Consider the following 10,001-nt stretch of genomic DNA (forward strand, 5'->3'; position numbering starts at 1 on the left):
TGGTCTGGTCTGGTCTGGTCTGGTCTGGTCTGGTCTGGTCTGGTCTGGTCTGGTCGCAGTGGCGTCGCGGTCATTTTGCCCCCACTCCGGCCGGTCCGGTTTTTGTGCCGTGGCGTTTGCAGCTACGCGCAGGGTTCAGACACCATGACGCCTGACCATAAAAAGCTGGCCTCGGGGCGTTTATGGAAGGCCGGGGCTCAGCTCTTGTCCGGGTTTGCGTTAGCGGCAAGCAGGCTGCGCGCCTCCATCACGATTTCAAGGCTGCGGCGTCGGGCCTGATGGTCGTGGATGGGGGCGGTCAGGATCAGTTCGTCCGGCTGGTGCCGGTCGAGGAAAGTCCCGATGTCTTTCATGACGGCCGCTTTGTCGCCTACAGCCCGGCAGGCCAGCGCGCTGTCGATCTGGGCGCGTTCGACAGCCGTCCAGGGCAGGCTGGCCGGGTCCACCGGCGCGGGGTAGGCGCGGGGCCGCCCGCTGCGCAGCGCCATGAAATACATCTGGTGCGATGTAAACAGGCGGTCGGCCTCAGCCTGCGTATCGGCCGCGATCACGTTCATGGCCAGCATGACATGCGGGGCGGCCAGCGCGTGTGACGGCTTGAAGCGGTGCCGGTACAGGGCCACGGCCTCCTCCATCATCCGGGGCGCGAAATGCGACGCGAAGGCGAAAGGCAGCCCCAGCACCGCGGCAAGCTGGGCCGAATATAGCGACGAGCCCAGCAGCCAGACCGGCACGTCGCACCCCGCGCCGGGTGCGGCCACGACCAGTTGGCCCGGCTGCGCGGGTTCGAAATAATGCAGCAGTTCCAGCACGTCTTCGGGGAATGTGTCTGCGTTGTCGGCCCGGCGGCGCAGGGCGCGGGCAACGGTCTGGTCGCTGCCCGGCGCGCGGCCAAGTCCCAGATCGATACGGCCGGGGTAAAGGGTCGCCAGCGTGCCGAACTGTTCGGCAATGACCAGCGGTGCATGGTTCGGCAGCATGATCCCGCCCGCCCCGATGCGGATCTGCTGCGTCAGCCCCGCCAGATACCCCATGAGCACGCTTGTCGCCGCGGAGGCAATGCCCGGCATGGCATGGTGTTCGGCCACCCAGTAACGGTCAAAGCCAAGGGATTCGGCGTGTTGTACGAGATCGCCCGAATGGCGGAACGCTGTGGCGGCGTTGCCATGATCGGTGATGAGCGACAGATCCAGGATCGAAAATGGAATCATGTGCGAATATCAGCGCAGGACAGGCGGTTCGTCCACCTTTCCTTTCCGTCGTGGCTGGTTACGGTCCCGCCGGGTGGTATGTCCGGCGGGTTTTTACGGGTTACGCTACCGCGTCCAGCCCCAGGGTCTGCAGGCGGTCGAGCTGTTCGATCTCGGCCGCCGTCAGGGTAATGCCCTCGGCTTCGGATTTGACGCGTGCGGCAAAACGGCGCTGCGACGGCAGGCGGGCACCCTGGCCTGCAATGGCTTCGAACAGGACTTCGGCATGGGCGACGGGGTTGCCCGGCCGCCCGGCGGCGAATTTCTCGGGCGAGAACGCTATGATCAGTTCGCCATGGGTCGGTAGCAATGTCGTGGTGCCGAGTTTGGTCAGGGCTTCCTCGCTGGTCAGGTCCCCGATCAGGATACCGGCCAGCAGTTCGATCATGGTGCTGATGGCCGACCCCTTGTGCCCGCCAAAAGGCAGCATGGCACCGGCAAGGGCGGCCTGCGGGTCGGTCGTGGGGTTGCCTTCGGCATCGATCGCCCAGCCTTCGGGCAGGGGCTTGCCCGCCCGGCGGTGCAGTTCGATCTCGCCCCGTGCGGCAACGGATGTCGCAAAGTCGAACACATAAGGCGACCTGTCCGCGCGCGGCCAGCCGAACGCGAAGGGGTTGGTGCCCAAAAGCGGCTTCTTGCCGCCGCTGGGGGCCACCGTTGCGTAACTCGGGCACATGACCATGGCCGCCAGCCCCTGTTCGGTCAGGGCCTCGGCCTCGGGCCAGAGGGCGGAAAAATGTCCGCAGTCGTTAATGACCATGGCGGCAAGGCCCAGGCTGCGTGTGCGTTCGACCAGTTCGGGCAGGCCAAGTTCGAAGGCCGGATTCGCAAAGCCACCGCCCGCGTTCACCCGCACAATGGCCGAACCGGGGGCGGGCACAAGTTCGGGCACCGCATCCACCCTGACCTTGCCTGCCTTGATCGTGCGCAGAATGCCCTCGATCCGGTAAATGCCGTGTGACTTGCAGGCGTCGCGCTCACCCGCCGTGATAACCCGCGCCACAGCGCCCGCCTGCGCAGGGTTCACCCCCGCCTTGAGCAGAATGGCCTCTACCCGCGCGTGCAGTGCGGTGATGCTCAGGAGAGTGCTTGCGCTCATGTGGAACCCTTTGTCCTTGCTGGCGGGGAGTTGAACTTAAAATACATAACGTATACATATAATCGACAAAAATTCTGGCGACGATCATAGCGTTGCGCATTGGGGCCGGTGTGTCCAGAGATGTGTTCGCAGAAAGGAACGGTTCATGACTTTCATTCCCACGGGCAAGCATCTTGTCGCAGGCGCCTGGCTGGATGGGGAGGGTACGTTTACCTCCGCCCCCGCACACGGCCCGGCTCATGTCTTTGCAACGGGCACGCCCGCCCTGGTGGCCCGCGCGTGCGAGGCGGCGGAAGAGGCGTTCTGGCAGTTCGGCTACGCCACCCGCGCGCAACGGGCCGCGTTCCTGCGCGCGATCGCCGATGAGATCGAAGCCCGGGCCGACGCCATAACCGAGATTGGCAGCCAGGAAACCGGCCTGCCCGAAGGCCGCCTGCAAGGCGAGCGCGGCCGCACGGTCGGCCAGTTGCGCATGTTCGCGGACCATATTCAGGACGGTGCGTATCTGGACCGCCGGTGCGACCCCGCCCTGCCGGACCGCAAGCCCGCTCCCCGCCCCGAACTGCGTCTGATCGAACGCCCTGTCGGCCCGGTGGGTGTTTTTGGCGCGTCCAATTTTCCACTGGCGTTTTCCACCGCCGGGGGGGACACGGCGGCGGCACTGGCGGCTGGCTGCCCGGTGGTGGTGCGGGGGCACCCGGCCCATCCCGGCACGGGCGAGATCATCGCCCAGGCGATTGACGCCGCCATTCGCAAGACCGGCATGCACCCGGGCGTGTTCTCTCTCATTCAGGGCGGCGGGAACGACGTGGGGGCCGCGCTTGTGCAGCATCCGCTGATCAGGGCCGTGGGCTTTACCGGGTCGCTGCGCGGTGGCCGCGCCCTGTTCGACCTGTGCGCGGCCCGGCCCGAACCCATTCCGTTCTTTGGCGAACTGGGCTCGGTCAATCCCATGTTCATGCTGCCCGAGGCGATCGGGGCGCGTGGGGATGCGCTGGGGCGTGACTGGGCGGCTTCTCTCGTCATGGGGGCGGGGCAGTTCTGCACTAATCCCGGCATTGCGGTCGTGCTGGACAATGCGCAGGGCGGGCAGTTCGTAGCCGCCGCGGTCGAGGCGCTGGGCAAGGTCCCGGCCCAGACCATGCTGACCGACGGCATTGCCCAGGCCTACCGGGACGGGCAGGCGCGTCTGGCCAGCCGCAATACGGTGCGCGCGCTGGTTGTCAGCGAGTCCTCGGGGCGTATGGCCCTGCCGAACCTGTTTGAGACCACGGGCCGCGAATTTCTGGCCGATCCGGTCCTGAGCGAGGAAGTATTCGGCCCGCTCGGCCTTGTGGTGCGCGTAACCTCGGTGGAGGAGATGCTGGGTCTTGCCCGTGGTCTGGAAGGCCAGTTGACCGCCACCATCCATATGGATGCGGCGGACACGGCAACGGCGCGGCAACTGCTGCCCGTTCTGGAACGCAAGGCCGGGCGTGTGCTGGTCAACGGCTTTCCGACCGGGGTGGAGGTTGTGGATTCCATGGTGCATGGCGGGCCTTATCCGGCGTCGACCAATTTCGGGGCGACCAGCGTGGGGTCCATGGCCATCAGGCGGTTCCTGCGGCCCGTGTCGTTCCAGAACATCCCGGCCGACCTGCTGCCCGAAGACTGTCTGAACTAAGGGATTGTCCACGCCCGCAAAGGCCACTGCTCCCGTCCGGTCTTTCATGCTGACGGACGGGGGGCAGGCCGCATGCGCGGGCGTGGGTCCTGCAAGCTTTTCCAACATGCGCGGCGGTGGCGCGTTCTTGAAAGTGTAAGGCCATGGCCAAGTCTGATGTTCTTGTCATTGGAGCCGGGGTTGTCGGCCTTTCGGCAGCGATTGCCGCCCAGGCGCGTGGGCTGAATGTGGTTGTGATCGACCGCGAAGGCCCGGCGGCGGGTGCTTCTGCCGGAAATGCCGGGGCTTTCGCCTTTACCGACATCCTGCCGCTGGCCTCCCCCGGGATTTTGAAAAAAGCCCCGAAATGGCTGCTGGACCCGCTGGGCCCGCTGGCCGTGCCACCGCGCTATGCGCTGCGGATACTCCCGTGGATGCTGCGTTTCTGGCGGGCCTGCGCGCCTGCGCGTGTCGCGCGTTCCACCACGGCCCAGACCGCGCTGATGGACCTGTCCAGGGCGGAGCTGGAACCCTTCCTGACCGCCAGCGGCACGTTGCCCATGCTGCGCAAGGGGGGCAATTTGCAGGTGTATGAAACCGAGGCGGAATTCCAGGCATCCCTGCCGGGCTGGCAGGCGCGGGCGCGGCATGGCATTGAATTCCAGCACATGGACGCAGCGGAAATGGCCCGGTTGCAGCCCGGCCTTGCGCCACGGTTCATTCGCGGGACATTCACACCCGGCTGGTATTCCATAGCCGACCCCAAACTGTATACGCTGGCGCTGGCCGAGCATTTCCGCGCTCTGGGCGGGGTGATCGACATTGGCGATGTCACAGCACTCAGCCCCGACGGGCAGGGCGTGCGCTGCACCCTGCGTGACGGCAGCGTGCGCGAAGCGGGCAAGGTCGTTGTCGCGGCGGGGGCTTTTTCGCACAGGCTGAGCCGCACGCTGGGCGATGCCATTCCGCTGGAGACCGAGCGGGGTTACAACACCACCCTGCCGGTGGACGCGTTCGACCTGCGCACCCAGATCACGTTCGGTGGGCATGGGTTTGTGATTACCAAACTCTCGACCGGTGTGCGCGTGGGCGGGGCGGTGGAACTGGGCGGACTGGACCTGCCGCCCAATTTCCGCCGTTCCGATGCCATGCTGAAAAAAGCGCAGATATTCCTGCCGGGGCTCAAAACCCAGGGGGGCGTGCAGTGGATGGGCTTTCGGCCGTCCCTGCCGGACAGCCTGCCCGTGATCGGCCACGCACGGACCACGTCCAATGTGGTCTATGCGTTCGGCCACGGGCATCTGGGGCTGACGCAGTCGGCTGGCACGGCGCGGCTGGTGGCCGACCTGCTGACCGGCCAGCCTTTGCCGATCGATATTCAGGCTTTTTCACCCCGGCGGTTCTGACGTCTGGCGTGGCCGGGGTAGTACGGGGCCTGACAGGTTTCCTTACGCGGATATTGCCGGGGTCGGGGCGGCTCCTTCCCCGGCGGGGGCGGCCAGGGTCAGGACAAAGGCGCAGGCTGCCAGCACCGCTCCGGCAACGCTGACCCAGTTATAACCCAGCCCGGCGCTGATCACGGCGCCCCCCACTACCGCCCCCAGCGCGTTGCCGAGGTTGAACGCCCCGATATTGATGGAGGCGGCAAGGTTCGGGGCTTCGGCCGCTGCGGTCATGACCTGCATCTGCACGGGCGAGACAATGGCGAAAGCCGCCATCCCCCACAGGAAAATTACCCCGATGGCGGCGGGCGCGCTGCCCATGGCAAGCGGTAGCACCAGCAGCAGCAGGACCAGCGCGCTCAACGCCACAAGCAGGGTTTTTTTCAGGGACAGGTCAGCAAACCGTCCGCCCAGCATGTTGCCCAGGGTAAAGCCGACGCCAATCACCACCAGCACGGCCGTCACCATGTCGGCGGAGGCGGCAATGCCGTTTTCCAGCACGGGGGCGATATAGGTCAGCAGCGTGAACATGGCCCCCGCACCCAGTACCGTCGTCAACAGGGCGCGCAGGACCGGGGGGCGTACCAGCACGCTGAACTCGCTTCTGATTTCAGCCGGGGTTTCGGCGGGCAGTCTGGGCAGGGCCAGCCACAGGGCGAGCATGGCGACAAGCCCCCATACGGTAATGGCGGCAAAGGCCAGCCGCCAGCCCCATACATCTCCGATCCAGGTGCACAGGGGGGAGCCCACAATGGCGGCCAGTGTCAGTCCCATGAACATGGTGGCCACGGCACTGGCACGCCGTTCGGGCGCCACAAGGGCTGCGGCCACAACCGAACCGACACCGAAAAACGCCCCGTGCGAGAACGATGTCACCACGCGCGAGACCAGCAGCACCGCAAAACCGGGCGCGCAGAACGAAAGCGCGTTGCCCAGCGTAAAAATGGCCATCAGCCCGACCAGAACTATATGCCGTGGCAAATGGCGTGCGCCGATGGTCATGATCGGCGCCCCGGCCATGACGCCGAACGCATAGGCGCTGATCAGCAGCCCTGCGGTGGGAATGGACACATTGAAATGTTCGGCCATGACAGGCAGCAGCCCCATGGGTGCGAACTCCGTCGTGCCAATGCCAAACGCCCCGACTGACAGGGCAAGGAGTGGAAAATTGAACTTCATGCGGTGAATGGCCCTGTTTTGTTGCTGCCGTATCCTGCCCTGTGCCGGTCCATAGCCGGCCCGGCCCATGACCGGCCCTTATGCATGGTCCATCATGTTGGGCTGTCATGCGGGGCCTGTCCGGAGCATGCATAAGGCCGGGGTCTTGGCAAAGGCCGGTCGTCGGGTGGCGGTTCTGCTGCCTATCTTACGGGACGTGACACTTCCTGCGTATTCAAATAGTGTCACGTGACACTTTTACAGTGCGGAACCGGTTCATGGTGGCGGTGCCCGGTCCGGCTGCTGTTCCATGCCGCCCAGTGCCGAGTAAGAGACCATGCGCCCCCAATCTCCCTGGTTCGCGCGGCTGCATGACGGTGCGGGTGCGCCCGCACACCGTCTGGCGGAAGCCTTGGGGGCCGATATCCTGTCGGGCCAGTTGAGCGCGGGGGACAGGTTGCCCGCCCATCGGGACCTGGCATGGCGGCTTGGCATTGGTGTGGGGTCGGTCACGCGGGCATATGCCATGCTGGAGCGCCGGGGGCTGACCCACAGCGTGCGCGGGCGGGGCACGTTTGTCACTGTCCGGGCCGATCCCGCCAGTGCGGGGCTGGACCTTGCCACCAACATGCCGCCCCCCATGTTCAGCGACCGTGCGTTGGCCCGCACTCTGCACGGGCTGGCGCGGCAGGTGGACCCCGCCCTGTTCAATATCTACCCGCCTGTGGCTGGGCATCTGGAGCACCGCCGGGTCATGACCCGCTGGCTGGAGACACAGGGCCTTGCCGTGCGGCCCGACCGGATTTTGCTGACAAGCGGCGCGCAGCAGGCGCTCAGCGTTGCCCTGGCGGTGGCCCGGCCCCATGTGCAATTTGCCCTGACGGAGGAACAGACCTATCCCGGCATGCTGGGGGCGCTGCGACAAAGCGGGTTGCCGTTGCAGGGCCTGCGCATGGATGGCGCGGGCGTGCTGCCTGCACCCCTGCACGCCGCACTGGCCGCCCGACCGGGGCAGCGGGCTGTGGTCTATCTGACGCCGACCGCCCATAACCCCACGACCGCCACAATGGACGCGACCCGCCGGCGCGATATTGCCGCCCTGTGCCGCCAGCACGATGCCCTGCTGATAGAAGACGGCGTGTACGCCTGCGGCGCTGGCGCGGAGCAGCCCAGCCTGCGGGATCTGGCGCCGGAGCGGACATTCCATGTCGCCAGCCTGTCCAAGATTCTCAGCCCCGGCCTGCGTATAGGCGTGCTTGTTCCCCCGCCTGATCTGGCAGAGGCCTGCGGGCCCGCGCTGCTGGCGTCGTCCCTGATGATCGCCCCTCTTTCCTGCGCCCTGATGGCGCAATGGATGCAGGACGGCACCGCCCGGAGCGTGCGTCTATCGCTCCAGGCGGACTCGATCCGGCGGACGGAACTGGCGTCTTCCATTCTCGGTCCCGACCTGCAATGCGCGCCGGGCAATGCGTTCCATGCCTGGCTGCCTATGCCCGCGACCCATGCCGCCGCCGTTGTGGAGCGTGCCCGTGCCCTGGGCGTGATGCTCCCGCACCCCGACAGTTTCGAGACCGGCGCCACGGGCCATGGCATGCCGGACGGGCAACAGGCCCGCATGGCGGGCGTGCGGCTGGCCCTGGGTTCGGTCACGTTTGCGGCCCTGCCGGACGCCCTGCGCCATGTGCGTGCGGCCTGTCTGGTGCATGACCCCCAAGGGTCGTCGTGCGACACTTTGCCGATATACTAGCCCCGCCCTGCCGTAAGGGACGGGCCCCAATGGTAAGGAATGGAGACAGATCATGCCCGAAACAGCCGCAAAACCCGTGACAGTCATTGCGTCTTTCCATCTCAGGCCGGAGGCGGTGGACGATGTGCTGCCCGTCGTTGCCGCATGTATCCGGGAATCGCGCAAGGAAAGCACCAACCGGCTCTACACCTGCCGTCAGGACAGTCAGGACCCGTTGCATTTCGTGTTCATCGAACAGTGGGAAAGCCTTGCGGCCCAGCAGGAGCATGAGCGCAAACCCCATTTTCTGGCACTGAAAGAGGCGTTTTCCACTGGTGTGGCCGGACCGCTGGATGTGACCTTCCTGCACGATACCGACCGCCTGCCCTGAAAGGCGCGCGCCTGAACAGCATGCGCCTGAAACGCATGCACCTGAATTAAAGCGCGTAAACATGGTCCTGCCCGGTCTGAGGGGCCATGTTCGGGCCCGAAACCATGGGATGTTTCACCGCCATGCGCGGCCCGGGTGTGTCAGGTCCCGCTGTGTCAGGCTCGGTTTTCGGGTCTGAAAGCCCCATCCTGTGTCGCATTGTCGGCTGCTGGCCCGTAGCAGCGGGCTCAGGCACGCGGCCGTTCTTTCGGGTCGCACCGGGGCTGGCTGACACCCTATATTGATTATGCGAATTAATATCAATTATAAGGGGTGTTTCAAACAGTCCGGCTCCGGGGCACTATGCGCAGGAGCCGGATGGCCGGGAACGCTATGGCCCCGGCTCGGGAACAGGATAAGGAACAGCCGGACCATGCTGGTGCGTATCGCCAAGGTGCTGACAACGGAGGAAGTGGCGTTCTGCCGCCGGGTTCTCGAACAGCAGGACTGGATCGACGGCAAGGTAACGGCGGGTGAGCAGTCGGCCAAAGCCAAATACAACCTCCAGATCCCCCAGGACAGCGACGCCAGCCGCGAACTGGGTGACCTTGTGCTGCGGACCCTTGGCCGCAACCCCATGTTCAACAGCGCGGCCCTGCCGTTGCGGGTCTATCCTCCCCTGTTCAACCGCTACGATACCGGCATGCATTTCGACATGCATGTGGACAATGCCATTCGCCCCGTGCCGGGCACGGGCTTTCGGCTCCGCACCGATGTGTCATCCACCCTGTTCCTGAGCGACCCGGAAGATTACGATGGCGGCGAACTGGTCATTCAGGACACGTTCGGCACCCAGCGCGTGAAACTGGCGGCGGGTGACATGGTTGTCTACCCATCCACCAGCCTGCATGCGGTCAGCCCGATTACACGCGGTAGCCGGTGGGCCTCGTTCTTCTGGACCCAGTCCATGGTCAAGGACGACGGGCAACGCGCCCTTTTGCACCAGTTCGACCTGTCCATTATCGAAACGCGCAAGGAACTGCCCGACAACCACCCCGCCGTTCTGGGCCTGACGGCGACATACCATAACCTTCTGCGCCAGTGGGCCGAACTCTGAGTAATCCGCATAAACAGAACATGTTGCGGACCGTCGGGACGGACCCCAGGCCGAGCATGACCGAACGCGTACGATGCCGCGGTGCGTGGCACAGGGGTATGCGGCGTTTTGCACTGGCGCTTGTCGCAACAGCGGGCATACTTGCCAGTGCCAGTGCCAGTGCCAGTGCCAGTGCCAGTGCCAGTGCCAGTGCCAGT

The 10,001-nt window shown here is 65.6% G+C and carries 8 protein-coding genes; 5 read left to right on the forward strand and 3 right to left on the reverse strand.

Going from position 1 to position 10,001, the window contains the following annotated elements; translation table 11 throughout:
- Positions 1-197 precede the first annotated feature (197 nt).
- Together ABF990_RS12985 and ABF990_RS12990 are read right to left on the reverse strand one after the other, a co-directional pair.
- Positions 198-1,211, reverse strand: a complete 1,014-nt coding sequence (locus tag ABF990_RS12985; RefSeq protein ID WP_415500464.1) for an LLM class flavin-dependent oxidoreductase — start codon at positions 1,209-1,211, stop codon at positions 198-200.
- Between the two features lie 100 nt (positions 1,212-1,311).
- Positions 1,312-2,349, reverse strand: a complete 1,038-nt coding sequence (locus ABF990_RS12990; protein WP_415491568.1) for an Ldh family oxidoreductase — start codon at positions 2,347-2,349, stop codon at positions 1,312-1,314.
- Positions 2,350-2,494: 145 nt separating this feature from the next.
- On the opposite strand from ABF990_RS12990, the gene ABF990_RS12995 reads away from it, so the two are divergent.
- Both ABF990_RS12995 and ABF990_RS13000 read left to right on the forward strand, forming a co-directional pair.
- The gene (locus ABF990_RS12995) at positions 2,495-4,012 is read left to right on the forward strand and encodes an aldehyde dehydrogenase (NADP(+)) (RefSeq protein WP_415500465.1); all 1,518 of its coding nucleotides are present in this window, start codon (positions 2,495-2,497) and stop codon (positions 4,010-4,012) included.
- Between the two features lie 143 nt (positions 4,013-4,155).
- Positions 4,156-5,397: an NAD(P)/FAD-dependent oxidoreductase gene (locus tag ABF990_RS13000; RefSeq protein ID WP_415500466.1), complete on the forward strand. Its 1,242-nt coding sequence runs from the start codon at positions 4,156-4,158 to the stop codon at positions 5,395-5,397.
- Positions 5,398-5,439: 42 nt separating this feature from the next.
- Here ABF990_RS13000 and ABF990_RS13005 read toward each other — a convergent pair whose 3' ends face one another.
- Positions 5,440-6,612 carry an MFS transporter gene (locus tag ABF990_RS13005; RefSeq protein ID WP_415500467.1) on the reverse strand — a complete coding sequence of 391 codons (1,173 nt, stop codon included), beginning with the start codon at positions 6,610-6,612 and terminating at the stop codon, positions 5,440-5,442.
- 316 nt (positions 6,613-6,928) lie between these two features.
- Here ABF990_RS13005 and ABF990_RS13010 point away from each other — a divergent pair, with 316 nt between their 5' ends.
- From ABF990_RS13010 to ABF990_RS13020, 3 genes are all read left to right on the forward strand, one after another.
- Entirely contained in the window at positions 6,929-8,338 is a 1,410-nt protein-coding gene (locus ABF990_RS13010; protein ID WP_415491564.1) for a PLP-dependent aminotransferase family protein, read from the forward strand.
- Between the two features lie 52 nt (positions 8,339-8,390).
- A complete protein-coding gene (locus ABF990_RS13015; protein WP_415491563.1) occupies positions 8,391-8,708 on the forward strand; it encodes a putative quinol monooxygenase in 318 nt (105 codons plus the stop codon).
- Positions 8,709-9,120: 412 nt separating this feature from the next.
- Positions 9,121-9,804, forward strand: coding sequence for a Fe2+-dependent dioxygenase (locus ABF990_RS13020; RefSeq protein ID WP_415491562.1), 684 nt, complete (start codon positions 9,121-9,123; stop codon positions 9,802-9,804).
- Positions 9,805-10,001: the final 197 nt, after the last annotated feature.

This window comes from Acetobacter sp. (assembly GCF_047723915.1).
GTDB lineage: Bacteria > Pseudomonadota > Alphaproteobacteria > Acetobacterales > Acetobacteraceae > Acetobacter.

Bases quoted from the DNA above. Each gene is read 5' to 3' on its own strand.
- ABF990_RS12985 (WP_415500464.1), bottom strand. From the start codon at position 1,211: ATGATTCCATTTTCGATCCTGGATCTGTCGCTCATCACCGATCATGGC.
- ABF990_RS12990 (WP_415491568.1), bottom strand. From the start codon at position 2,349: ATGAGCGCAAGCACTCTCCTGAGCATCACCGCACTGCACGCGCGGGTA.
- ABF990_RS12995 (WP_415500465.1), top strand. From the start codon at position 2,495: ATGACTTTCATTCCCACGGGCAAGCATCTTGTCGCAGGCGCCTGGCTG.
- ABF990_RS13000 (WP_415500466.1), top strand. From the start codon at position 4,156: ATGGCCAAGTCTGATGTTCTTGTCATTGGAGCCGGGGTTGTCGGCCTT.
- ABF990_RS13005 (WP_415500467.1), bottom strand. From the start codon at position 6,612: ATGAAGTTCAATTTTCCACTCCTTGCCCTGTCAGTCGGGGCGTTTGGC.
- ABF990_RS13010 (WP_415491564.1), top strand. From the start codon at position 6,929: ATGCGCCCCCAATCTCCCTGGTTCGCGCGGCTGCATGACGGTGCGGGT.
- ABF990_RS13015 (WP_415491563.1), top strand. From the start codon at position 8,391: ATGCCCGAAACAGCCGCAAAACCCGTGACAGTCATTGCGTCTTTCCAT.
- ABF990_RS13020 (WP_415491562.1), top strand. From the start codon at position 9,121: ATGCTGGTGCGTATCGCCAAGGTGCTGACAACGGAGGAAGTGGCGTTC.